This window comes from Pseudomonas sp. S3_C06 (genome assembly GCF_054667675.1).
This window is the reverse complement of record NZ_CP162747.1, coordinates 1,711,239-1,735,539: the sequence shown is the minus strand read 5'-3', so window position 1 is coordinate 1,735,539 and position 24,301 is coordinate 1,711,239. Positions and strand designations below refer to the sequence as shown.

Below are 24,301 nucleotides of genomic sequence, written 5' to 3'. Positions count from 1 at the left end.
AGCGGGTAAGCCCGACGCCCACATAAGCGTGGTGAGCTCACCCTGCGGCAGTGTTCATGACGTGCATCCGTGCCAGTTGCGAAGTTCAATGACACAGAATAGTGTGGCGACTCAGAGCAGCTCCAGGGACAGGAACGTCAGGATGGCATCGGAAACGGATTTCGCACTGCAGGAACAAATGATCGGTTGGCGTCGCTGGCTGCATCAACATCCGGAAGCGGGTTTTGCCGAGCGCAAGACCAGCGCCTTCATCGCAGGAATATTGCGCAGCTTTGATTTGCAACCGCATATCGGCATCGGCGGTACGGGGGTTGTCGCCACCATCGAAGGCGAGCAACCAGGTATCGAGATAGCCCTGCGCGCCGACATGGATGCGCTGCCCATCCAGGAAGAAAACACCTTCGCCCATCGCTCAGTCCACGACGGCTGGATGCATGCCTGTGGCCACGACGGCCATAGCGCCATGCTGTTGGGCGCTGCCAGCCGACTGGCGGCAGATCGCAGTTTCGCCGGCAAGGTTCATCTGGTGTTTCAGCCGGCCGAGGAAATCGGCACGGGTGCGAAGGCGATGATGACGGCGGGCCTGTTCGAGAAATTTCGCGCTGAGTGCGTCTACGGTCTGCACAACTGGCCCGGTCTTGCGACCGGTCGATTCGTGGTTCATCACGGTGCGGCGATGGCGGGGGCGAGGCCGTTCGAAATGGTTGTCAGCGGTTGTGGTTGCCATGCGGCGATGCCTCACCAGGGCGCCGATCCGTTGCTGGCCGCGGCCCATTTGGTGACCGCGTTACAGAGCATCGTCTCGCGCAATATCGACCCTGCCGATGCGCTGGTTCTCAGTGTCACTCAGTTCCACTCCGGCGATACCCACAACATTGTGCCCGACACTGCACGGCTGGGCGGCACCATGCGTTACTTCCGCCCCGAGGCCGGCGAGATCGCATCGCGTCGAATGGCCGAGATGGTCGAGCAGTTGGCCGCCGGGATGGGGGTTCGAGCGTCGCTGAAGTTTTTCGAGTTTGGCTCGCCGCCGCTGATCAACAGTGCCGAGCACGCGGACCATTGCGTGGCTGCCGCCAGTGCTGTGGCGGGCCGCGAAAACGTGGGTACCGGGGTCGCACCGAGCATGACCGGAGAAGACTTCGCCTTCATGCTCGAGCGCAAACCCGGCGCTTACATCTGGATTGGCAATGGCTCCGCTGAAGGCGGCTGCTCGTTGCACAACCCGCGTTATGACTTCAACGACGAGATCATGCCACTGGGCGTTGCCTATTGGGTCGCGCTGGCCCGCCAACGCCTGCAGCCCGTCGAACGTTAACGACCTGCAAGCCCGGCCCTGAGGCGCAGCAGGGCCTGGCGCATGACCGGTTCCTGATGAACCAGTGCAATGCGCACGAACGCTTTGCCGGGGTTGCTGCCCTCGGCGTCTTCATGACACAGGTAGCGACCGGGCATCACGCGCAAACCCTGTTCGCTCCAGAGTCGGCGCGCGATCCCTTCACCATCGCCGACCGCCAGCCACAAGAAAAAACCGGCATCGGCGCGCCGGTAATCGGGCACTGCGGCGAGGTACTCATCGGCCAGGTCCCAATTGCATTGCAGTGCCTGTTGCTGACGCTGCACATGCTTTTCGTCGTGCCAAAGCGCTGCGCTGGCGCTGCACGCCGGCCAGGCCAGCGAGACCCCGCAACTGCGATTGAAGCCGGCATAAGCGGCGACGCTGGACGGATCGCCGGCAATGAAACCACTGCGCAAACCCGGCGCCGCCGAGCGCTTCGACAGGCTGTGTAAAACCACGAACGGGCACGGCGCAACTGCATCGGCTTCCACCAGGCTGAGATAGCCGGGGGGGTGAGTGCGGGACGAGATCGGTGTAGCACTCGTCGACCAATAACGTCGCCTGGGCGTGGAAGGCCATGTGGCTGAGGCTGATCAATGTGCTTGCAGGCAGTATGTTGCCAAGCGGATTGCCGGGGTTGCACAGCACCAGCGCCGCGATGCTGTCACCGGCCTGATCCAGTTGGCAGGCGAGGCTGGCCAACAGGTCAGCGTCGTTCACGTCATAAAACAGCGCTTGCGCACCGGCGGCATCGGTGGCGGCGACATAGGTCGGGTAAAACGGATTGGGCAGGACCACCACCGGTGCTTTGACGCCACGTGCCCGTGCGCGTGTCACGGCGAGGGCGATGCAGGTCGCGACGGCCTGTTTGGTGCCGGGCGTAGGCTCGATGGCGATACGCTCTTCATCGAGACAGGTGCCAGCGCCGAAGCGACGCCGTAGCCAGCCACTGTAGGCTTCGCGCAATTGGGGAGTGCCAGGCAGAGGCGGATAGCGCGTCCACTGCTCGAGTTCGCACAGTGGTGCCAGCAATGGCGTCGGGTCGCCAAGCCGGGTTTCGCCCAGGTGCAGGGCGATGACCGGCTGCCCGGTCGCGGGCGGCAGGTCATCCAGCAGGCTTTGCAGTCTGGCGAAGGCATTGCCTGCGGGGGTCATCGGCTGAGCTCTCTGACCAGATCGTTGAGTGAGGTTTTCGATCGAGTGCGCTCATCGACATATTTCACGATCACCGCACAGGCCAGGGATACGCCCGGCAATTTAGGATCGGCGCGGTTGCCGGCGATCACCACTGCATTGGCCGGGACTTCGCCGAAGCGCACGTCGCCGGTTTCGCGATCGATGATCGGGGTCGAGGCGCCAAGATAGACGCCCATGCCAATCACCGCACCGTTGCGCACGATCACCCCCTCGGCGACCTCGCTGCGGGCACCGATGAACACGTTGTCCTCGATGACCACGGGGTTGTTGCCGATCGGTTCGAGCACGCCGCCCAGACCCACGCCACCGGAGATATGGCAACGTGCGCCGACCTGAGCGCAGGATCCGACGGTCGACCAGGTATCGATCATGGTGCCTTCGCCGACATAGGCGCCGATGTTGATGAAGCAGGGCATCAGCACCGCACCTGGAGCAATGTATGCACCCGCCCGGACCACCGCGCCGGGCACTACGCGGATACGGGCATCGCGGAACGCGGCATCATCCCAGCGCTCGAATTTGAGGGGCAGTTTGTCGTAGCTTTTCGGACGCCATGGAGCGGTTTCGCCCACATGATTTTCGCGGGTGAGGAACGACAGCAGGATGAGTTTCTTGACGAACGTATCGGCGACCCACTGGCCTTCTTCCAGGCGCGCTGCGCGCAGTTCACCGCTTTCCAGTCTGGCGAGGCCGTCTTCGATGACTGGCACCAGCGCCAGCAGCTCGGCAGACGTCAGTTGCGAACGCCGTTCAAAGGCTTCTTCAATCAATGCACGGTTACTCATTTAACGATCCTTGTGAGGGTTGAAGACGTCGACGGGTTGCCATTGAACCGGGCCGGTATGGTCGTCGAAGGTTTCCGCGCGACGGATTTCCACGACATCGCCGTTGTCAGTCAACATCAGTTCGGCCGGACGCAGCCGGCCGTTGTAGGTAAAACCCATGGCATGGCCGTGGGCGCCCGTGTCATGAATCAGCGCCAGGTCGCCGATGGCCGGCGTCGGCAAAGGGCGATCGATGGCGAACTTGTCGAAGTTTTCGCATAGCGCGCCCACCACATCGAACACGCCTTCGCGGCGTTGGCCGGCGAAAGGTAATGTCAGGTGGTGGTAGGCGCCGTACAGTCCGGGACGCATCAGCGCGGACATCGAGGCGTCGAGACCGACGATTTCCCGGCCTTTGCTGCAGCGGTTGATCACCCGCGACACCAACACCCCATGCGGGCCGGTAATGAAACGGCCCAACTCCATCAGAAGTTTCGGCGTGTTGCGCGGGAAGGCTTGCTTGAGCGCCTGTTTCAGCGCGGCGGCGTAGGCGTCCAGATCCAGTGCCTGGTCATCGGTGCGGTAAGGAATCCCCAGGCCTCCGCCTATATTGATGTACTCGAATTCGATGTCGGCTTCGCGCGCTACACGCGCAGCCACTTCGATGACTTGCACACCGGCCTGTACTGCAGCCGCCAGTGACAGCTCATTGGCGCACATCATGCCGTGGATCCCGAAACGTCGGGCACCGAGGTCGTAGGCCTGGCGATAGCTTTGCACCAGATCGGCATCGGGCACGCCGAATTTCGATTGTTGCGCATTGCCCATCTGTGACGAGCGGGCGATGACCCCATGAGGTGAGACGCGAAACCCGACAATTTCGGGCAAGGTCTTCACTCGGTCGAGCATGCTGCGGTCATCGAAGGTAATCAGGGCTCCGGCGTCCAGCGCCATCTGGTACTCGCCGAGCGCCGTATTGTTGGAGGTGAAGACAATGTCGTCGCCCCGCGCACCCAGTCGCTCGGCCAGCATCAGCTCGACCGGCGAGGAGCAATCCAGCCCGCTGCCCTCTTTGAGCAACAGGGCCAGAATCGCCGGAGTGGGCAGCGCCTTGACCGCGAAGTACTGACGAAACGCGCTGTCGGCGAAAGCCTGCGCGACGCGTCGATGAGTCTGGACGATGGCGCGCTCATCGTAGAGATGAAAGGGCGTCGGGTAACGTGTCGTCAACTCATCAAGCAGGGGGAGCAAACGTCGGGCAAAGCTTTCGGATATTGGCACAGCAGGTTTCTCCTCGCGGCGCAGGGGGTGGACGGGTTCAGGGCACCAGAGCGACGCACATGGTGCGATTGCGCAGGCCACTGATCGGACGCGTGTAGGGAAAGTAGTACGACTCCTGGATCTCGAAGCCGGCCTCGATCAGCGCATCACGCAGATAGTCCCTGGAAATGAACCAGAAGCCATCGACCTTATCGTGGGCCGCAAACAGAGCCTCGGGATCGCGTGGCGAGTCATTGGAGAACACCAGAACCGTGCCGGAGTCCAGGTTCAGTTCCTTGAGCTTGTCGAAGGTCGGCTTGAGTTCCAGTTCGGGATGGAAGAGGTGGCCCAGCAAGCCATCGGCGTAAACCGACTTGACCCCGGCGAGGGAGCCGGGCTCCAGCTTGAAGAAGTCAACCTTGTGCGCATCGACGCCTTTTTTGCGACTCAGGATCACGGCTTCGTCATTGAAGTCGATGGCTCTGACCTGACGTCTGGCCTCCACCAGATCGCCCTCGACAAATCCGTTGCCGCAGCCAATGGAGAAAATCGTTGCACCTTCCTGGGTGAGCGATTTCAGCTTGAGACCCAGGTGCGAGCGATATTCCGGGCTGTAGGTAGAAGGCGTAATCGAGTCGTTGAAGGCCCCACCCTGTTCCCATATCTCATAGATGGTGGCGTTGCTGTCGCCAAACTTGCGGGCGGTGCCGTAGTAATCTGTCACCTGTTGGAGGTCCTGCATCGGCTTCGTCATCTCTGTCTCTCCTTGTCTAGAGTCGGGCTTGCGCGCGAGTTGCGTCGCAGTCCGTGGGTACACGCACAGGCTCTTGCACGTATTCGATGGACTGCGCCGGCGCGTTGGCCAGCGCAGCAACCAGTGCCTGCAACGGCTGGGGCCGTGCGGGTCCGTAGCACTGGTAAAAGGCAACGGCGGCATCAGGGTCGCCGCCGAGCAGGGCATCCGCCAGCACTCTTGCCAGCGAACGCAAACCGGCCAGCAGGGCGCCGTGATCGACCACCAGTTGTGGATGTTGCGGGTCGTCCTGGCGCAGGGTCAGGGCACCGAGCTGGACGAAGTACGACAGCTGCAGGTACATGCCGTCGCAATCGGGAAAAAGGCCAAGTCCGCGGTTGAGGTAGCGCAGACATTCGCCCAGGTAGTACTCGAGCACCTGCTCGGGCGGAATCTGCAGGGCAGGCGCCCATACCTGGGCAAGAATGAGGATGCCATAGACATCCGCTGCCACCTCTTGCAGCACCACCGATGCCCAGCGGTCACGGGTGTTCAACGGGCCGTATTGGGTGGCCGGGCGATGGACGAAATGGCCCAGCTCATGGCTGAGCACGCCCAACGCAGGAATGCGTCGCAGGTGTTCGCCAGTCGGGTCATAGTGTTTGCCGGTTGACAGGAACTGCCGGGCCAGCGGCGCCGCCAAATGCTCGACCATGGCCGCGTGGGTATTGGCGAAGTAGTAGGTTTTCTTGAACGGCGAACGTTTGACGCCTTCATCTTCGGGCAGGAAGTAGGCGACATGCTTGGGGTGCAGATTGCCTTCACCGGCCATGAAAAAAACATCAGTGGCGGCGAAGGCCGGCAACTCCCCCAGGCGCAGGTTGGTGTGCAACTGCTTGAGATAGGCGGGGATCTGATCCACCAGGCTCATGGCCAGTTCCACGTCCTGTTGTCGCGCCGGATTGCGTCGGCAGCCAAAGGCTGTCGGCAGTCCTCCCGGTTGCTTGCCGTACCAGGTAGCGATCTGCCCGGCGACCAGGGAAACCTCTTCTTGCAGGCCGGCCAGGGTCTTGAGTATCTCGTCGCTGTAGCCGTATTCGATGGCCTTGGCCCTGAGCTGTACAGCTTGGCGATCATGAGCTCGCTCGAGGTCGTTTTCCAGCGCGCGCAGGGCTTGCGCCACGGCGCCGGGGTTGCTGAAACGTGTGCGTTCTGCCACGCCATCGAGCTTGGCGCTGCGCCATTGCTCATCGATGGCGGCCTTCAGCGCGTCCAGTCGTTCTTGCCAAGCAGCGTCTTGACGAGGGTTCGTCGGCGCAAGATCAAGCAGGGTCAGGTTGTAGTTGCTCGCCGGCGGCCAGAAAGGGCTGCGATAACCGCGGTAGGAGGTGGCCTTGGCAAGATTGCCTGAATAGTCGAACCGATTCACGCTCATTACTCCCTCTACTTATTGATGTACGGCAGCGCCCACTCAGCCTGCAAACAGGCGCAAGTAAGCACGGACTCAGTAACTGGACGATGTTCCGGGCGGGCATGACTAATAGTCGCGGCGCATGTCGGTAACAGCGCGCCAAGTGCGTTGATTAGTTAGGCTTGACCTGGAATGACTGGCTGATCGATAGCCGTGCTGGCACTAACGTCCAGGTACAATGGCAACTGGACGGCGCAGCAATAAAGACGGGTAGATGACCGGCAGATGAATATCCATATACATTCCTTGAATCACATTCCATGTGAAGGTGTGGCACACAGGGCACCACGCTGCTTGCCGTGGAGCATAACAGCGAATTTTTTTTACGACAAGTAGGGAGAACTAAAAAAAACTCAAAGAGCCGAAAGAACGGCGATGGCGAAACTAAAAACTCTATAGATTTTATGTAGTTGGTTACTGAATAATATTTTTATTGATTTGTTTTGAGCCCTCGGGACAGGCTGTGTTACGCGCGTCCGAATGATAAGGAGCGAAATAACAAGGGTGCTTAGTTGTGCGCTTTTTTAGTGCGTCAATCTAGGTGGCGTGGCTGTTTTGCGCCGTTCTGGTGCGCCTGCGAGTTGCTTTGAGTTTGCGCAAATTACATTAGGTAATAAGCACCTTCAATTAGGTTATTTGTGATTAACAAGGCACTTGTCAGGGATGTATTGCTTGAAGTAGCTTGTGCCCCGGCTGAACAGAGATATTAAAAACGAAGCATGAAATTGCTTTAGTCAGTCCAGGCGGCACATTGATCTACATGGAACAGGTTTCGCCAATAAAGGCGTTGCCCGTAGGTAATTCGACAAGGAGTGTTATATGAGCGGCATGGCCGGTTGGGTCGACCTGCGTCACGGTGTTGGGCAGCAAGCAAACATTCCTCGTTCGAAAGTCGCGGAAATTGTCTCGGCAATGATCGTTGCGATGTCCGGGCGTGGACCGGACGGGCATGCGGTATGGCTGGGGCCTGAGGTTGCACTGGGACATTGCCGTACAGTCACTTCGCGTTATGACTGGGACGAGCAACCGTGGATTGGCGAGATCCATGGCGCCACCGTGGCTATCATGTACACCGGACAGTTGTACAACGCTGCGCAGTTGCAGCAGCAACTCGCTGGCCTGGGTCCGGCACCTGATCGCTGGTCCTACGCTGAAATCATTCGCCGTGCCTATGCCCAGTGGGGTGTCGGGTTCGTTGAACGCCTCGAAGGCATGTTTGCCATCGCGATCTGGGACGGCCAGAAGCGCCGATTATTGCTGGCGCGAGACCGCCTCGGCTTGCAACCGCTTTACTACACCCTGCGTGACGGCGGCGTCATTTTTGGCAGCGTACCTACCGCCATCAAAGCCCATCCCCACTTTACCGCCCGGCTGGACACGAGCGCGCTGGCCATCGTGCTTCAGCCGCGCATGGCGCTGCCTGGCGAAACCCCGTTGCAAGGCTTGCACGAGTTGCCTCCCGCCAGTGTGCTGACCTTTGACGAACGTGGGCATGAATTACATCGTTACTGGAAACTGGAAAGCGCCGCGCATACCGATGATTTCGAGCAGACCAAGGACCGCGTCCGCGAACTGCTTGAAGGCGTCGTGGCGCGCCAGTACGTGCATGAAGTGCCTTGCGCGGCGATGTTGTCCGGCGGCATCGATTCCACGTCGGTCGCCGCGCTGGTCATGAAGCAACTGGCAAGCCAGGGCCGCGGCGCAGCACTCGATACCTTCTGCCTGAAGTTCGACAGTGACGAGGATGCCTTTACCTCCACCGAACTGCGGCCTGACATCGATGCACCCTTCGCCGCGCTGGCCGCCGAATACATGGGTACCCGTCACACGACACTCAGTGCAACCATGCAGGATCTGCTCGGCGTCATTCCGGCTACGCGCAAGGCCCGCGGCCTGCCTGGCTGGGGGCAGTTCGATGCCTCGATGTACCTGCTGTTCGAACGCATGCGCGGCAATTGCTCCGTGGCGCTGACTGGCGAGGCTGCCGACGAGATCTTCGGCGGCTACCCTTATTATTTCAAACCCGAGCTGCTGGCCCGTCCTCAGTTCCCGTGGCTGGGCGATGGCCCGAAGCTGGCCCACTATCTGTCGCCGAGCCTGATCAGTGCACAGCGCGTGGCAGAGGACGAACGTGCCCGTTACGACTATTGGCTGAGTCAGGTGCCACGCCTGCCTGGCGAAAGCGGCGACGCGGCGCGCATGCGCGAGGTGCTGTTCCTCGGCATGTCCGGCCCGTTGTCGGTGATCCTGGATCGCAAGGAACGCATGAGCATGTCGCAAGGCCTGGAAGTGCGCGTGCCATTCTGCGATCCGGAACTGATCCAGTACGTATGGAACGTGCCGTGGGAAATGAAATCCCGTGGCGGCGTGAAAGGTTTGCTCAAGGCTGCCATGCACGACATCCTGCCGCCGACTACCTTGAATCGGAAGAAAAGCGCGTACCCGCACATTCAGGACTCTGAATATGACCGGGCACTCATCAGCGAAGCGCGCTGGATCGCGACTGATCCCAAATCGCCGATTGCCTGGATGTTCGATACCCCGCGTCTCAGCGCACTGATCGAGCAGATCGCCGCGAACCAGCTCAATGCTTCGATGCTGCCGGGCGGTGCCAGTCCCGCGCATCTGCTGATCCAGTTGGTGGAGATGAATCGCTGGATCGTCGACAACGATATCGCGGTGTAAGACACGGTCAGCACGGAAGTCTGATCCCATGAAGACCAAGGAGGCAGCATGCTTGAGTTAGTCCCCGTTACTGAGTTTATCGGCACCGAAGTCTGTGGCATCGACGTCAATGCCAGGCTCAGTGACGACACGATCGAAGCGCTTTACAACGCCTGGATCAGCAGCACCATCCTGCTGTTTCGTGGCCAGTCGATGAGTCCTGATCAGCAACTGGCGTTCAGCCGCAATTTTGGTGAGCTGGTCAGCTATACCCGCTCGCAGTTCAGCGAACAGACCCAGCCGGAAATCCTCATCCTGTCGAACATTACCAAGGATGGAAAACTGATCGGCTCGCCGGTCAGCGGTCGGGTCTGGCACACCGATGGCCATTATCTGGACGTGCCGCCAGCCGGATCGATGCTGCATGCGCTGGAAATCCCGCCGGAAGGCGGCGACACGTGGTTCGCCAATATGTTTGCCGCTTATGAAGCATTGCCGGAAGCGGTCAAGGATCGTATCGAACACCTCAAGGTGGTCATCAGCCGGACTCAGTCACGGCCCTACAACTACCCCGACCGGCCTGCGCCATCTCCCCAGGAACTGGCTGAGTGGATCGACGTGCCGCAACCGCTGGTGCGTCGCCATGAAGTCAGTGGGCGCAAGGCGCTGTATGCCGGCGGCAACGTGCCGTGGCGGATCGAAGGTTTGCCGCTGGAGGAAAGTGCGCCACTGGTGACGTTCCTGCAGGAGTTCTCGGTGCAGCCGCGATTCACCTATCGGCATCGCTGGACCCCGGGCGACATCATTCTTTGGGACAACCGCAGCGCCATGCACAAGGCCACGGTGTATGACGACAAATATCGTCGCCTGCTGCATCGCACCACCATCGGTGCGCGCACCGCCGACAATCAGGACAGGAACCGACGGGCATGAGCGAGTATGACTACATCATCGTCGGCGCCGGCGCGGCTGGCTGCGTATTGGCTGCACGCTTGAGTGAAGACCCGGCGATCAAGGTACTGCTGCTGGAGGCGGGGGCCGAACGCCGCAGTCCATTGTTGTCGATCCCCGTCGGTGAAGTGCTGCTGATGGGTAATCCGAAATACGACTGGTGCTTCGAGACCCGCCCGGACCCGACGCTGGGCGGACGCCGTCTGCAGATTCCACGGGGGCGCCTGTTGGGCGGATCGAACCTGATCAACGGGATGATCTTTGTCCGGGGTCAGCGCGAGGACTATGACGAGTGGGCCAGTCAAGGCAACCCGGGCTGGACCTGGGACGAAGTGTTGCCGTACTTCAAACGCCTGGAGTCGAGCGTGGACGTCAGCGGCGAGAGTCGTGGCCAGGACGGGCCGATTCATGTGGCATTGCCACGCGAATATGACGAGTTGTGCGATGCCTTTCTGGCGGCAGCCGGCGAAGCCGGGTATCGACGCAATCGCGACTACAACAGCGGCGATCAGGAGGGCTTTGGCTACTACCAGGTCAACCATGATCAGGGCCGTCGTTCCTCGGCTTATGGCCGCTACCTGTTGCCGGCGCGCAAGCGGGCAAACCTGACGGTGATTGCCGAGGCCGCGGTGCAAAAACTGCGTCTGGAAGGCAAGCGCTGTGTGGGTGTGGAGTACCTCAAAGGCACGTTGCAATCGGCCACGGCCCGGCGTGAGGTGATCCTCAGTGCCGGGGTCATCCAGTCGCCTCAGTTGCTCGAGTTGTCCGGCATTGGTGCGCCAGCGGTACTGGCGAAGGCCGGCGTGCCGCTGCGACATGCGCTGCCGGGCGTGGGTGAGAACTTTCGCGATCACTTCGCGTCCCGACTGAAGTGGCGCATTCGCCAGAAAATCACCTTTAACGAACGCACCCGTGGTTTCGCGTTGTTCAGGGAAACGCTCAACTACGTCTTTCGCCGTCGCGGCGTACTCAGTTTGCCGATTGCTCTGGGCCATGGCTTCGTCAAATCACGCGAGGAAGAGCCACGGCCAGACTTGCAGTTTCATTTCGCCCCGGCCAGTTACGGCCCTGGTTCCAGTCGTCGTCTGGACACCTTGCCCGGCATGACCGTGGGCCTGTATCCGTTACGGCCCGAATCCACCGGCAGTATTCACATTTGCTCCAGTGACCCTGGCGAGGCACCGGTCATCGAGTCGCGTTTCCTTGAACATGAGGATGATCGCCGGCGGATGATTGCGGGCATGCGCATTATCCGTGACATTGCTGCCCAAGCGGCCCTGCAGCCCTACTGTGATCACGAGTTGTCCCCCGGCACCCAGGTCGCCAGCGATGAAGAATTGCTGGCGTATGCCCGTACTCAGGGCGACACCTCTTATCACCCCGTGGGTACCTGCCGCATGGGCAACGATGAGCTGGCCGTGGTCGATCATCGGCTACGCGTGCGCGGACTCGACGGTTTGCGGGTGATCGACGCGTCGATCATGCCGACGATGGTGTCGGGCAATACCAACGCCGCATCCCTGATGATTGGCGAAAAAGGCGCTGCCATGGTGCTGGAGGATTACGCATCGCCGTCGGCCACCGGGCAGACTGGCTACAGCATCGACGAGGGTGACCCCGAGGAATTGCAGACCGCCGAGCTGCTTCAACGCTCGGAAGATTACGCACGTTCCCTGTACCCGGATGAAAGCGTGCACATGCTCGACGTCGCACAGCTCAAGGCTCCGGGGGTGAGCTTCGTGGTCGCCCGCGAGTTGGATAGCGGCGAAGTGCTGGGTTGCGGAGCGGTGGTGGCGATCGGCGAAGGGCAGGCAGAACTCAAGCGCATGTTTGTCGCCGACAATGCCCGTCGACGTGGCGTGGGTGCGCGGTTGCTCAAGCGGCTTGAACAGCTCGCCCATCGCAATGGTGCCCGTACCTTGTTGCTGGAGACCGGGGTCAGCCAGCCGGAGGCTATTTCGCTCTACCGCCGCGCAGGTTTTCGCGATCGCGGCCCGTTCGCTGATTACCGGGAAGACCCGCTGAGTGTATTCATGGAGAAGACCGTCAATGAACAAGCCTGAAGTCAGCCTTAGTGGCATGGCTACGCCTGTCAGCCGTGGTGTGGTGCGGGTCGGCATTCTGTATGTGGCGGCCTTTCTGATTCTGGCCAACGCCAACGCGGTGTTCTCGGGCAACCTGCTGCAGCAACTGCATCCGTTCACCTTTCTGTTCTGGAGTTTTGTAATCACCAGCGGCTTCTTTCTGTCGCGGTTATTGCTGAGTTCCGGTACCAAAGGCCTGGCAATCGGTGCCGATGCTGCCGGCCCGCTGACCGTCCTGAACTTCACCAGCGCCCTGAACTGGATCGGCTACTTCTATGCCCTGCGCTACATCGAACCTGCCATCGTCAGCGCCATCATGGGCGGGCTTGGGCCGGTGAGCACGATTCTGCTGGAGCGCATCGTTCGGCGGCGTCAGTTGCCGCTTTACACCTACGCGGTCGCGGCGGGCATTCTTTCCGGCACAGCGTTGCTGGCGTGGGCGTCCCTGGTGGGGCTGGCGGGGATTCGCCCGATCAACTTCAGCGACACGGTTATCGGCCTCGCCGCCGCCGCGGCCGGCGGTGCATCGCAAGCGCTGAACACCATCGCGACCAAACAATTGGGCGAGCGCAGTTGGACTGCCACACGGATCATGGCGCATCGGTTCTACTTGCTGATCATCGTCGCGGCGGTGCTTGCCTGGAGCGGTCCCGGCTTCGCGTTTGCCTCAAGTACGCAATTGGGTGGCCTGGCCATTGCGACGCTGCTCGGGGTCATCATTCCGTTGTGGCTGCTGCAGCGCGGCATCCTTCTTTCCGAACCCTTTACCGTGGCGGCGTTGCTGGCGTGGGCGCCGTTGCTCACTTACGTCTTTCAAGTATTTGATGCCCGAATCCAGTGGTCGATGACCTCTGCTTTGGGCTGTTCCGTGATCGCTCTGGTTACGGTGTTTGGCACATGGATGAAATTCAAGGGAGACAGCAAATGACACAAGCCAAGGAAAAAATCCTCGTTGTAGTCGATGGTTATTCATCAGGCTCACAATTGCCGGCGCTGATGGCCGAGTCTGGCTGGAAGTGCATTCACGTGAGCAGTTCACCCAATCCGCCGGAGTACTACCTGCGCACCTACCACAAGGACGAATACATAGCGCACTTCGAGTACCACGGTGATATCCAGCGCCTCGCCGATGAAATCAACGCTTTGCACCCGAGCGCCGTGTTGCCGGGCACCGAGAGCGGGGTGATTGTCGCTGACCTGCTCGCCGCAGCCTTGCAACTGCCAGGCAACGATCCGTCCACCAGCCTGGCGCGCCGCGACAAATACACCATGCACGAGCGCCTCAAGGCCGTTGGCCTGCGCAGCATGGATCACTATCTGGCCCGTGACCGCGATGGGCTGAGCCAGTGGGCCGCCAGTGGCAGCTGGCCGGTGGTCATCAAGCCTCAGGCCAGTGCCGGGACCGACTCGGTGACCTTCTGCGCCGATCAAGGTGAACTCGTCGACAGCTTCGACAAGCTCTTCGGCACGGTCAACCAATTGGGCGAGCGCAATGATGCGGTGCTGGCGCAGCGCTTGCTGGTAGGGCCGGAGTATTTCATCAATGGCGTCAGCGGCCATGGCAAGCATGTGATCACCGAGATCTGGCGCGCCGACAAGCTGCCGGCACCGGACGGTGGCTGGATCTATGACCGTGCCGTGCTGTTCGACCCGACGTCTCCTGAAATGAAGGAGATCGTCGAGTACGTTCACGGCGTACTGAATGCCTTGGGTATCCGCTACGGTGCCAACCACACCGAGTTGATCGTGACCGAGGCAGGCCCGACCTTGATCGAATGTGCCTCGCGTCTGTCGGGGGGACTCAATCGTCCGGCGGCCAACTACGCGGTCGGTGCCAGTCAGCTGGATCTGGTGGGCAAGCTGGTCAGGGAAGGGGAGTCGGCCATCGACTCCATCGTCGATGCGCAGCAGGGTCACCATTACCCGCTGTGGCAGGTGCAGTTCATCTCCAGCCAGGAAGGTGTTGTCACTCGTTCCTCCTACGATGAGTTGCTCAAGACCCTCAAGAGCAAAGCCTGGCTGCAGCGTGCGCCAAAAGAAGGCGACGCCGTGGTCAAGACGGTCGACTTGTTCTCCAGCCCTGGCATCGTCTTCATGAGCCATGCCGACAGCAATGTGCTCCATGCTGACTATCAGACCGTACGCGAATGGGAGCGCACTTCGCGCCTGTTCAGCGTCCAGTAAGCCTGCGGGAGTGACCGTGCACCAGGCCTGAACGGGTCTGGTGTTCCTCCGCACCCAAGCATTCCGTGCGCGCGGGCCTGCGCGTCTACGTCTGGAAGAGCATCGCCATGAAGCATACGGATTCGCCGCGGCAGCAGCGCAGGATACTGCTGGCTGTAGGAATAGGCACGACCCTGGAATGGTTCGATTTCACCTTGTTCGCGATCTTTTCCCTGCACATCGCCAAGACTTTTTTTCCCGCCCAGGATCAACTGATGTCGCTGCTGGCGACCTTCGTCACCTTGGCGGTGGGTTTTGTGGCGCGACCGCTTGGTGCGTTTCTCATCGGCCGCTACGCCGATCGCCACGGACGCAAGAAAGCGTTGATCCTGACCATGAACATGATGGCTGTCGGCACTGTGCTGATTGCTTTTTGTCCTGGCTACAGCGTGCTGGGCTATGGCGCCACGGTGCTGCTGGTGGCGGCGCGGATTGTTCAAGGGCTGGCGGCGGGTGGCGAAATTGGCAGCGCGCTGGCCTACCTGTGCGAATCGGCACCGGCCTCGCGGCGAGGCTTTTTCACCTCGATCCAGCAGGTGGCACAAGCAGGCTCGTTTTTATTGTGTGGCCTGTTTGCGAGCATCCTGGCGACCGTTTTGACGCCTGAGCAACTGGGCAGTTGGGGATGGCGTGTGCCGTTTGTCCTGGGGGTGCTGATCTACTTCGTCGGCGTATACGTGCGTCGCACCATTGATGAAAGCAGCGCATTCCAGGCTCACGCCCGACAGGGGATCGAAGTCCCCGCGAAAGAAATCCTCCAGCATTGGCGCAGCCTTGTGTTGGGCATCGCATTCGTTGCCCTGTGGACGGTGTGCACCCAGTTGATCAACTTTATGCCGGCTTACGCCCAGGCCATGCTCAATCTTGATGCCGGCAAGGCTTATTACGGCATTACCCTGGTCGGTTTCATTACCTTGCTCAGCCCATTGGGCGGCTGGTTGTCGGATCGTTGGGGGCGGTACAACGTCATGTTGCTCGGGGCGCTGGGGGTGTTGTCGCTGGCGTATCCGGCATTCCTGGCGCTCAAGCAGAATCCGCAGGACAGCGGATTGATGCTGTTGCAGGCGGGCCTCGCGATGTTAATGGTGCTGTACGCCGGACCGGCATCGGCGGCATTGGCGGAGTTGTTCCCGGTGGCCGTGCGCTCGACCGGGATCAGCGTGGCCTACGCCAGTTCGGTGGTGCTGTTCGGCAGTTTTACCCCGACGTTGGTGACCTTGCTGTATCGCCACACCGGTGACCCGATGATGGCGGCGTACTACCTGCTGGCGGCGGCGCTGGTGAGCTTTGTCGCGTTGATGGTTGCGCGTCAGCGACAGGCAGCAAACAGCGCTCGGGATTTCCACGACCAGGCCGCCTGAAATGAGAGGGCATGCATTGCTTATCCGACCTTTGGTTGCCCAGGAATGGAGGGGGGCGAGGAAAACCGCACCAGCACCGGTTGGCCTGCTGAGTGCTTGCGGTGATGGGGGCGACCAGGTGTAGCGATTCCGATTGTTTTCGCCCGTTCGCAAATCCATTGCCTTGCCTTAATACGAAGCATTACTATTCACGCCCTTTCCTCAGCACGCCGCCCAAACCCCCATGCGTCCCCGCAGACCCGGCTTTTTCGAGCATTACGAAGAGTTGATCGGCACCTGGACTCGCCGTCTGCGCAATCGCGCGCAGGCCGAGGATCTGGCGCACGACACCTTTGTGCGGGTGCTTGAGTCTGATTCGGCGGCGGTGCAGCAGCCACGGGCGTATTTGCACCAGACCGCGCGCAATATTGCGGTCGACGGTTATCGGCGTGAGGATCGGCGCGGCGCCATGGAGTTGCAGGCCCTTGATCACAGTGAGTCGTCGTCCGGCGACCCGGAGCATTACATGCATGCGATCCAGTTGGCCGACTCTATTGAACGAGCGCTCGCCGAGCTGCCGGTCAATTGCCGCAAGATCTTCGTCTGGCAGAAGATCGAAGGCCTGACCCAGGCGGAAATCGCCGAACGCCTCGGGCTGTCCAAGAACATGGTCGAAAAGTATATGATCCGCACCCTGCGGCATCTGCGTGATCGACTGGACGGATTGCAATCGTGAATGTGCGTCATGGCAAAAAGATCGCAGCCTTCGGCAGCTCCTACAGGGGGCTGTGTGTCTTTATATTCCCGGCCAGACAGGACATTCCATGATGGATACTCGTGATTGCGCGTGCGGGCAAACAACGGTGCGCGATGACGCGGCTCGCTGGTTTGTGCGTTTGCAGGAGCCGGTCATTGATGCCGACGAGCAACAGCGCTTCGACGCCTGGCTGAATGAACATTCGCAGCACCGTGACGAATTCCAGTTGCTCCAGGGCTTGTGGTCGGCCGCCGATCTGCTCCCGGCGCCGCGCCTCAAAGCCCTCGTTGAAACACCGCCAACCCGCCGCGAACGCCGTCCGTTGTTGCGTTATGCCGTGGCCGCGAGTGTGCTGGCGGTCGCGCTCGGCCTGGGACTGTTCAGTGGTTTGAATCATCCGGGTGGCTACAGCGCCGAGTTCGCCACGGCGCTGGGCGAACGTAAACATGTGGCACTGCCGGACGGTTCGGTGATCGATCTGAACAGCCGCAGCCGCTTGCAGGTGCGCTATGAACAGGATCGTCGCGTCATCGAGCTGACCGAAGGCGAAGCGATGTTCAGCGTTGAACACGACATCTCGCGACCGTTCGTGGTTGAGACCGGCAATGGCAAAGTCACGGTCACCGGCACGCGTTTCGATGTGCGCCGCGACGTCACGCAAACCCGCGTGGCGGTGGAGCAGGGCACGGTGAAAGTACAGGGGCGTGATGCAGCGGATGATCAGTTCATCAACCTGACAGCGGGCCTCGGCACTCACGTCGATGCGCAAGGCAAAGTCGCCGCAGCCTATGCAGTCAACCCGACGCAACTGACGGCGTGGCGCAGCGGCAAACTGGTCTTCAATAATGCCCGCCTCAGTGAAGTCGCAGCCGAAGTGTCGCGTTATCGCGACAAACCGTTGACCGTCGCCAACCCGGCCGTGGCCAGTCTGCGCCTGACCAGCGTGTTCAAATCCGACAACACCGACGCCTTGCTCAAAGCCTTGCCGAGCATCCTCCCGGTGGCCGTTCGCACCCTTGCGGATGGCAGTCAGGAAATAATCGCAAAATAAAATTCAGGTTTTTTTCGAGTTCATCGTCTTCCTGTCAACTGCAACTGGTTTGCATTAACAGCCGCACACTCTTGCGATCCACAGGACTACGTACGACGTGAAAAACACCCCTGCCAACAACAAAAAATCCCCTTGGCTGCCGCTGGCCCTTGCGCTGGCGGTCAACGCAGCCATGCCACTGGCGTTCGCCGGTGAAGCCATTCATATCCGTGCGCAGCCATTGGGCCAGGCCCTCAGCGAACTGGGCCAGCAGACGTCGCTGCAAGTGTTTTTCAGCCCGGACCTGGTCGCCGGCAAACAGGCGCCGGCAGTCGACGGTGATATCTCGCCGGAGCAGGCGTTGCGCCAATTGCTGCAGGGCAGCGGTCTGGATTACCAGATCAACGAAGGTTCGGTGACCCTGTCGCCAGCGGCAACTTCCGCCGCCAACAATGGCCCGCTCGAACTGGGCGTGACCGACATCAAGGTGGTCGGCGACTGGCTCGGCGACGCCAACGCCGCGGTGGTACAGAACCACCCAGGTGCGCGCACGGTGATCCGCCGCGAAGCGATGGTCGAGCAGGGCGCGATGAACGTCAGCGACGTGCTCAAGCGTGTGCCGGGCGTGCAGGTGCAGGATTCCAACGGCACTGGCGGCAGCGATATTTCCCTCAACGTCGGCGTGCGCGGCCTGACTTCACGTCTGTCGCCGCGCTCCACGGTGTTGATCGATGGGGTGCCGGCAGCGTTTGCCCCGTACGGCCAGCCGCAACTGTCGATGGCACCGATTTCCTCGGGCAACCTCGACAGCATTGACGTGGTCCGTGGCGCTGGCTCTGTGCGTTACGGGCCGCAGAACGTTGGCGGCGTGATCAACTTCGTCACCCGCGCAATTCCGGAAAAAGCCACCGGTGAAATCGGCACTACCCTGGAAACCACTCAGTACGGTGGCTGGAAACACATCGACACCGCGTTCCTCGGCGGCACCGCCGACAACGGCATGGGCGTGGCGTTGCTGTATTCCGGCGTCAACGGTAACGGCTACCGCGAGCGCAACAATGGCAACGACATCGACGACGTGCTGCTCAAGACTCACTGGGCACCGACCGATCAGGACGATTTCAGTCTCAACTTTCACTACTACGACGCCACGGCGGACATGCCCGGCGGTCTGACGCAAAAGCAGTACGACGACAAACCGTATGACTCGGTGCGTGACTACGACCAGTTCACCGGTCGGCGCAAAGACGTGTCGTTCAAATGGATCCGTCAGATCGACGAACGCACCCAGGCGGAAATCCTCACCTATTACACCGACAGTTTCCGTGGCAGCACCATCGCCGCCCGCGATCAGAAAACCCTCAGCTCTTACCCGCGTTCGTATTACACGCTGGGCATCGAGCCACGGGTGTCGCGGGTATTCGATGTCGGCCCGACCACCCAGGAAGTCAGCGTCGGTTACCGTTACTTGAAAGAGGCGATGCACGAATCGTCGAGCCGTGTGGCGCTGGTCAACAATCAGCCGGTGCTCACGCCGACCTCCGACGGCCATGTGTTCCAGGACCGCACGGGCGGCACCGAGGCCAACTCGGTCTACCTCGACAACAAAATCGACGTCGGCAACTGGACCATCACCCCTGGCATTCGCTTTGAACATATCAGCACCGACTGGCATGACCGCGCGGTGCTCGACACGGCCGGCAAACCGGTGCAGGCGAAAAACCGCAGCATCGAAAGCAACGAACCGCTGCCGGCGCTGAGCGTGATGTATCACCTGTCGGACGCGTGGAAACTGTTCGCCAACTACGAAACCTCGTTTGGCAGCCTGCAGTATTTCCAGCTCGGCCAAGGTGGTTCGGGTGATCAGACCGCCAATGGTCTGGAGCCGGAAAAGGCCAAGACCTACGAGATCGGCACACGCTACAACGACGATGTGTGGGGCGGGGAAGTGACGCTGTTCTACATCGACTTCGACGACGAACTGCAATACATCAGCAACGACGTGGGTTGGACCAACCTTGGCGCGACCAAGCACCAAGGCATCGAAGCGTCGGTGCACTACGACATGGCGGCACTGGATCCACGCCTCGATGGCTTGACCGCCAATGCTGGTTTCACTTACACCCGTGCGACTTATGAGGGCGAGATTCCGGGCTTCAAGGGGCGTGATCTGCCGTTCTATTCGCGGCAGGTGGCGACCGTCGGTTTGCGTTACGACATCAACCGCTGGACCTACAACCTCGACGGTTTCGCCCAGTCGAAACAGCGCTCGCCGGGTACCGGTGTGAATGCCGATGGCAGTTTCAACGGCAACTACATCACCGAAGGCACGGCGGACGGGCAGTACGGCGACATTCCGGGTTACGTGACCTGGAACGTGCGTGGGGGTTATGACTTCGGGCCGCAGGTGTCGAACCTGAAGCTGGGCGCCGGGGTGAAAAACGTCTTCGACAAGCAGTACTTCACCCGCTCCAGCGACAACAACTCGGGGATGTATGTGGGCGCGCCGCGTACGTTCTTTGTGCAGGCTAGCGTCGGTTTTTGATAAACCGCGGCGCCTTCTTCGCGAGCAGGCTCGCTCCCACATGGATCACTGAAATCCTGTGGGAGCGAGCCTGCTCGCGAAGCTTTTAGACTTTAAGGACTTTGCCGCCAATGGCCACCGCCACCAACAACACCGCCATCAAGCCAAAGGCAAAACTCAGACTGCTGGCATGCGCCACAAAGCCGATCACCGCCGGCCCTGCCAGAATCCCTGCATAACCCAGCGTGGTAATGGCCGGTACGGCGATGCTCTCCGGCATCACCGTCTGCTTGCCCACCGCCGTGTACAGCACCGGCACGATGTTCGAACAACCCGCACCGACCAGCGCATAACCGAACAGCGCCGCTTCCCAGCTCGGTGCAAATGTCGCCAGAAACAAACCGGCCGCTGCCAACAGACCACCAAACAGAATAATCCGCGTTGCACCGACGATCCGCACAATCCGGTCACCCATCAAACGCCCAGCCGTCATGGTCAGTGCAAACGCTGCATAACCCAACCCCGCATACGCCGTGTCGATCCCGCGTTCCTGCGCCAGAAACACTGCGCTCCAGTCCAGCGCCGCGCCTTCGGTCAGGAACACGATGAAGCACATCCCGCCGATAAACAGCACGATCCCGTGAGGGATGGCGAACGCCGGGCCGGAGCTTTCACTGCCGTAAGGCAACATGTGCGGCACGCACTTGAACAATGCCGCGATCAGCACGACGACCACTACCAGCATGGCGGTCAGAGGCGTCAAACCCAGGCCGAGCAAGGCACTGACACCCGCCGCGCCGACAATCCCGCCCAGACTGAACAAACCGTGGAAACCCGACATCATGTTCTTGCCGCTGGCGCGTTCGACGATCACTGCTTGCAGGTTCACCGTCGAATCCACCGTGCCCAGGCCGGCGCCGAACATGAACAGTGTGGCGATCAACGCCGGTATCGACGACACCGTCGCCAGTAACGGCAGCGCCGCGCAGATCAACAAGGTGCCACCGGTGGCGACGCGCCGGCAGCCGAAGCGCGTGGCCAGAATCCCCGCCAGCGGCATCGCCAGAATCGAACCGACGCCGAGGCACAACAGCAGCAACCCCAACGTGCCTTCATCGAGTCCGGCGCGGGCCTTGGCGTACGGCACCAAGGGCGCCCACGCGGCGATGCCGAGTCCGGCGATGAAAAAGGCGATGCGCGTGGACATCTGTTGCAGGCGTCCGGGGACGAAGGTGTCTTGAGGGTTGAGGCTGGTCATATCGATCCTTGGCAAAAAACTTCGCGTCCCCCGAAGGACAGTGATTCAGCGATGAGGTTCGATCGCGGGTGTTCGGGGATGTGCAGACGACATCCTAACCTGTGGGAACAGAGACTCACCAATAAGCGGTCATGCACATCCCCCTGTGGGAGCGAGCCTGCTCGCGAAGGCGGAGTGTCAGCTGAAAAATATATCGACTGACACACTGCATTCGCGAGGAGGCTCGCTCCCACAAGGGATTGCGTTTTACAGTGGCCTTCTTCGGTGACAGGGGCAAACACGGATGACGCAATTCTACGATGCACGCGGCAATATTTATGGCGTGGTTTCTCCGCAAGCGCTGCGCTCAGAGGGCATTGCCTTGCCCGCCAGCGCCACCGAATGCGCCTCGTCGCGTCAGTCCTGGAGCGCAGCGGCAATCAAACTCTGCTGCGACTGGCCCGAAGGCCAACGTCCGGCGAACAGCAAATCCCACCGCAGCGATGGCCTGCTGATCGGCCCGTTCCAGACGTCCGCGCCGTTCGACGTATTGATCGTCAACACCGACGGCACGCTCGCCGAGCGCAGTGGCAATGGCCTGACGATTTTCTCGCAGGCACTGACCGAGCAAGGATTGATGCCGGAGGAGGGCGCCTTGTTACGCGTGCATCATGACAGGGGCAACGCGGTGGAAACCTCAGTAAAACCGGCTGTTGTCGAAGGCGTTCAAGGCTTCTGGCTCGATCTCGGCCAACCCGGTTTCGGGCCGGATGCCGTCGCTGCGCAGACGGTTCAGGGCATTGAGTTCAACACTCGAGACGTGAGCCACGTCCACCCCTTGGCACAACTTGATCCCGACTGGGCGCACAGCCAATTCGTACGCATTGGCAATCCGCATTGCGTCACGCTGCTCGGTGATGCAGCGGCGTTGCCAAGCAATGAACAGATGCGTGAATCGCCACTGAACGAAGGCCTGACCCAAATTGCCTACGCCACACCCGTCGGTGCCGGTGATCCATGCCCGGCAGGCGTCAATCTGCAATGGGCCGTGCTGGAGTCACCGCAGAGGGTCCTCGCCCGGGTGTTCGAGCGTGGCGAAGGGCCGACGGCCTCATCCGGCACCAGCGCCAGTGCCGTAGCGTCGGCGGCGTGGCGGGTGGGTTGGGTCGCGGCGGGAGAAGTGCAGGTGGTCATGCCCGGCGGTACGGCGCCGATTTTGCTCGAAGCAGCAGACGGTGAATTGCTGAGGGTCAGATTGTTCGGTACGGCGCGGTTGATGGGCTGAATTCAAACACGCCATCGCTGGCAAGCCCGGCTCCCACAGGGTTTTGTGTTGAATACAAATATCATGTTCAAACACCGAACCCAGTGGGAGCGAGCCTGCTCGCGAAAGCGCTATGTCTGAGGCGGTGATGCCGGATCTGCCAACCTCTTCGCGAGCAGGCTCGCTCCCACATTGGATTTACGGGGCGCCTCTCAGCTCAGCTCATCACTGAATTCCACCACCGGCATCTGCCGCTTCATCAACACCTTGCCGCCGCGAATCGAATACAACGGCAAGCCCTGACTGCGGATCACCTCGTAATCGCTGTCCGCCGACAGAATCAACAGATTCGCCGGACGCCCCTGTTCCAGGCCATATCGCTCACCCAGGTGCATGGCTTTGGCGCTGTTATCCGTGACCAGATCCAGTGCACTTTGCAGGTTACGGTAACCGAGCATGTGGCAGATGTGCAGTCCGGCTTCGAGCACCCGCAGGATGTTGCCGTTGCCCAGCGGATACCACGGATCGACAATGGAATCCTGACCGAAACACACGTTCATCCCGGCTTCGAGCAATTCGTTCACGCGGGTCACGCCCCGGCGTTTCGGGAAGTTGTCGAAGCGCCCTTGCAGGTGAATGCTTTCGGTCGGGCAGGAGACAAAACTGATCCCGGAATGGCCGAGCAGACGAAACAGTTTCGCGCAGTAGGCGTTGTCGTAGGAGCCCATCGCCGTGGTGTGGCTGGCGGTGACGAGAGCGCCCATGTCGCGGCTGCGCGCCTCTTCGGCGAGCACTTCGAGGAAGCGCGAATGCGGGTCGTCGGTCTCGTCGCAATGCACGTCGACCAGGCAACCGGTGCGCTCGGCCAGGTCCATCAGAAACTTCACCGAACTGACACCCTGATCGCGGGTGTACTCGAAATGCGGAATCCCGCCGACGACGTCCGCGCCCATGCGGATCGCTTCCTCCATCAACTCGCGGCCGTTGCGGAACGACTCGATGCCTTCTTGCGGGAACGCGACGATTTGCAGATCGATCAGGTGACGGCTTTCCTCGCGCACCTCAAGCATGGCTTTGAGTGCGGTGAGTTGCGGGTCGGTGACGTCAACATGGGTGCGCACGTGCTGGATGCCGTGGGCGGCCAGCGCCTGAATGGTTTTCTTCGCGCGGGTCTTGGTGTCTTCTTCGGTGATGGTGACCTTGCGCTCGCCCCAGCATTCGATGCCTTCGAACAGCGTGCCGCTCATGTTCCAGCGCGGCTCGCCAGCGGTCAGCGTGGCGTCGAGGTGAATATGCGGTTCGACGAAGGGCGGCACCACCAGATTGCCGCCGGCGTCGAGGTCATCCGGGCCGAGGGTCGGTGCCTCGGTCTGCCGGGCGATGCTGCGGATCAGACCGTCTTCAAGGTGCAATTCGTGCAAACCTTCCTGGTTGCGCAAACGGGCGTTGATGATGTGCATCAG

18 protein-coding genes and 1 pseudogene are annotated in these 24,301 nt (G+C 60.8%); 11 read left to right on the top strand and 8 right to left on the bottom strand.

Annotation, left to right across the window (positions count from 1 at the left end):
- Positions 1–142 precede the first annotated feature (142 nt).
- Positions 143–1,318: a M20 aminoacylase family protein gene (locus AB4N44_RS07475; protein WP_460109479.1), complete on the top strand. Its 1,176-nt coding sequence runs from the start codon at positions 143–145 to the stop codon at positions 1,316–1,318.
- Here the strand turns inward: AB4N44_RS07475 and AB4N44_RS07470 are convergent.
- From AB4N44_RS07470 to AB4N44_RS07445, 6 genes and pseudogenes are all read right to left on the bottom strand, one after another.
- The gene (locus tag AB4N44_RS07470) at positions 1,315–1,797 is read right to left on the bottom strand and encodes an aminotransferase class I/II-fold pyridoxal phosphate-dependent enzyme (RefSeq protein ID WP_460158200.1); all 483 of its coding nucleotides are present in this window, start codon (positions 1,795–1,797) and stop codon (positions 1,315–1,317) included. The genes AB4N44_RS07475 and AB4N44_RS07470 overlap by 4 nt on opposite strands.
- A 112-nt stretch (positions 1,798–1,909) precedes the next feature.
- A pseudogene (locus AB4N44_RS07465) lies at positions 1,910–2,494 on the bottom strand (aminotransferase class I/II-fold pyridoxal phosphate-dependent enzyme); the annotation flags it as partial.
- Complete coding sequence (locus AB4N44_RS07460; protein ID WP_460109481.1) at positions 2,491–3,321, bottom strand: 2,3,4,5-tetrahydropyridine-2,6-dicarboxylate N-succinyltransferase; 831 nt, start codon at positions 3,319–3,321, stop codon at positions 2,491–2,493. The gene AB4N44_RS07460 and the pseudogene AB4N44_RS07465, both read right to left, overlap by 4 nt.
- Complete coding sequence (locus AB4N44_RS07455) at positions 3,322–4,581, bottom strand: diaminopimelate decarboxylase (RefSeq protein ID WP_150751194.1); 1,260 nt, start codon at positions 4,579–4,581, stop codon at positions 3,322–3,324.
- 37 nt (positions 4,582–4,618) lie between these two features.
- The gene (locus AB4N44_RS07450; protein WP_127929093.1) at positions 4,619–5,314 is read right to left on the bottom strand and encodes a class I SAM-dependent methyltransferase; all 696 of its coding nucleotides are present in this window, start codon (positions 5,312–5,314) and stop codon (positions 4,619–4,621) included.
- A gap of 16 nt (positions 5,315–5,330) precedes the next feature.
- A complete protein-coding gene (locus tag AB4N44_RS07445) occupies positions 5,331–6,722 on the bottom strand; it encodes a M48 family metalloprotease (RefSeq protein ID WP_150776347.1) in 1,392 nt (463 codons plus the stop codon).
- A gap of 861 nt (positions 6,723–7,583) precedes the next feature.
- On the opposite strand from AB4N44_RS07445, the gene asnB reads away from it, so the two are divergent.
- The 9 genes from asnB to AB4N44_RS07400 all read left to right on the top strand — a co-directional run bounded on the left by asnB (position 7,584) and on the right by AB4N44_RS07400 (position 20,358).
- Entirely contained in the window at positions 7,584–9,449 is a 1,866-nt protein-coding gene (gene asnB / locus AB4N44_RS07440; protein WP_127929091.1) for an asparagine synthase (glutamine-hydrolyzing), read from the top strand.
- 48 nt (positions 9,450–9,497) lie between these two features.
- Positions 9,498–10,361: a TauD/TfdA dioxygenase family protein gene (locus tag AB4N44_RS07435; protein ID WP_460109484.1), complete on the top strand. Its 864-nt coding sequence runs from the start codon at positions 9,498–9,500 to the stop codon at positions 10,359–10,361.
- Positions 10,358–12,442 carry a GNAT family N-acetyltransferase gene (locus AB4N44_RS07430; protein WP_460109487.1) on the top strand — a complete coding sequence of 695 codons (2,085 nt, stop codon included), beginning with the start codon at positions 10,358–10,360 and terminating at the stop codon, positions 12,440–12,442. The genes AB4N44_RS07435 and AB4N44_RS07430 overlap by 4 nt, the downstream gene beginning before the upstream one ends.
- Positions 12,429–13,391, top strand: a complete 963-nt coding sequence (locus AB4N44_RS07425; protein ID WP_460109488.1) for an EamA family transporter — start codon at positions 12,429–12,431, stop codon at positions 13,389–13,391. Before AB4N44_RS07430 ends, AB4N44_RS07425 begins: the two co-directional genes overlap by 14 nt.
- Positions 13,388–14,647, top strand: coding sequence for an ATP-grasp domain-containing protein (locus AB4N44_RS07420; RefSeq protein WP_127929087.1), 1,260 nt, complete (start codon positions 13,388–13,390; stop codon positions 14,645–14,647). Before AB4N44_RS07425 ends, AB4N44_RS07420 begins: the two co-directional genes overlap by 4 nt.
- Before the next feature lie 107 nt (positions 14,648–14,754).
- Positions 14,755–16,047: an MFS transporter gene (locus tag AB4N44_RS07415; RefSeq protein WP_460158199.1), complete on the top strand. Its 1,293-nt coding sequence runs from the start codon at positions 14,755–14,757 to the stop codon at positions 16,045–16,047.
- Positions 16,048–16,270: 223 nt separating this feature from the next.
- The gene (locus AB4N44_RS07410) at positions 16,271–16,762 is read left to right on the top strand and encodes a sigma-70 family RNA polymerase sigma factor (RefSeq protein ID WP_460109497.1); all 492 of its coding nucleotides are present in this window, start codon (positions 16,271–16,273) and stop codon (positions 16,760–16,762) included.
- A gap of 88 nt (positions 16,763–16,850) precedes the next feature.
- Positions 16,851–17,834: a FecR family protein gene (locus AB4N44_RS07405; protein WP_316916798.1), complete on the top strand. Its 984-nt coding sequence runs from the start codon at positions 16,851–16,853 to the stop codon at positions 17,832–17,834.
- Positions 17,835–17,931: 97 nt separating this feature from the next.
- Positions 17,932–20,358 (top strand): TonB-dependent siderophore receptor, encoded by a 2,427-nt coding sequence (locus AB4N44_RS07400; RefSeq protein WP_160041127.1) that lies wholly within the window; start codon positions 17,932–17,934, stop codon positions 20,356–20,358.
- 85 nt (positions 20,359–20,443) lie between these two features.
- On the opposite strand, the gene AB4N44_RS07395 is transcribed toward AB4N44_RS07400, so the two are convergent.
- Positions 20,444–21,595: an MFS transporter gene (locus AB4N44_RS07395; protein ID WP_316916797.1), complete on the bottom strand. Its 1,152-nt coding sequence runs from the start codon at positions 21,593–21,595 to the stop codon at positions 20,444–20,446.
- 283 nt (positions 21,596–21,878) lie between these two features.
- On the opposite strand from AB4N44_RS07395, the gene AB4N44_RS07390 reads away from it, so the two are divergent.
- Positions 21,879–22,859, top strand: a complete 981-nt coding sequence (locus AB4N44_RS07390; RefSeq protein WP_460109499.1) for a diaminopimelate epimerase — start codon at positions 21,879–21,881, stop codon at positions 22,857–22,859.
- A gap of 191 nt (positions 22,860–23,050) precedes the next feature.
- On the opposite strand, the gene codA is transcribed toward AB4N44_RS07390, so the two are convergent.
- Positions 23,051–24,298 (bottom strand): cytosine deaminase, encoded by a 1,248-nt coding sequence (codA, locus tag AB4N44_RS07385; protein WP_460109501.1) that lies wholly within the window; start codon positions 24,296–24,298, stop codon positions 23,051–23,053.
- Positions 24,299–24,301 lie beyond the last annotated feature (3 nt).

Bases quoted from the DNA above. Each gene is read 5' to 3' on its own strand.
- AB4N44_RS07475 (WP_460109479.1), top strand. From the start codon at position 143: ATGGCATCGGAAACGGATTTCGCACTGCAGGAACAAATGATCGGTTGG.
- AB4N44_RS07460 (WP_460109481.1), bottom strand. From the start codon at position 3,321: ATGAGTAACCGTGCATTGATTGAAGAAGCCTTTGAACGGCGTTCGCAA.
- AB4N44_RS07450 (WP_127929093.1), bottom strand. From the start codon at position 5,314: ATGACGAAGCCGATGCAGGACCTCCAACAGGTGACAGATTACTACGGC.
- asnB (WP_127929091.1), top strand. From the start codon at position 7,584: ATGAGCGGCATGGCCGGTTGGGTCGACCTGCGTCACGGTGTTGGGCAG.
- AB4N44_RS07435 (WP_460109484.1), top strand. From the start codon at position 9,498: ATGCTTGAGTTAGTCCCCGTTACTGAGTTTATCGGCACCGAAGTCTGT.
- AB4N44_RS07430 (WP_460109487.1), top strand. From the start codon at position 10,358: ATGAGCGAGTATGACTACATCATCGTCGGCGCCGGCGCGGCTGGCTGC.
- AB4N44_RS07425 (WP_460109488.1), top strand. From the start codon at position 12,429: ATGAACAAGCCTGAAGTCAGCCTTAGTGGCATGGCTACGCCTGTCAGC.
- AB4N44_RS07420 (WP_127929087.1), top strand. From the start codon at position 13,388: ATGACACAAGCCAAGGAAAAAATCCTCGTTGTAGTCGATGGTTATTCA.
- AB4N44_RS07415 (WP_460158199.1), top strand. From the start codon at position 14,755: ATGAAGCATACGGATTCGCCGCGGCAGCAGCGCAGGATACTGCTGGCT.
- AB4N44_RS07410 (WP_460109497.1), top strand. From the start codon at position 16,271: ATGCGTCCCCGCAGACCCGGCTTTTTCGAGCATTACGAAGAGTTGATC.
- AB4N44_RS07405 (WP_316916798.1), top strand. From the start codon at position 16,851: ATGATGGATACTCGTGATTGCGCGTGCGGGCAAACAACGGTGCGCGAT.
- AB4N44_RS07395 (WP_316916797.1), bottom strand. From the start codon at position 21,595: ATGACCAGCCTCAACCCTCAAGACACCTTCGTCCCCGGACGCCTGCAA.
- AB4N44_RS07390 (WP_460109499.1), top strand. From the start codon at position 21,879: ATGACGCAATTCTACGATGCACGCGGCAATATTTATGGCGTGGTTTCT.
- codA (WP_460109501.1), bottom strand. From the start codon at position 24,298: ATGCACATCATCAACGCCCGTTTGCGCAACCAGGAAGGTTTGCACGAA.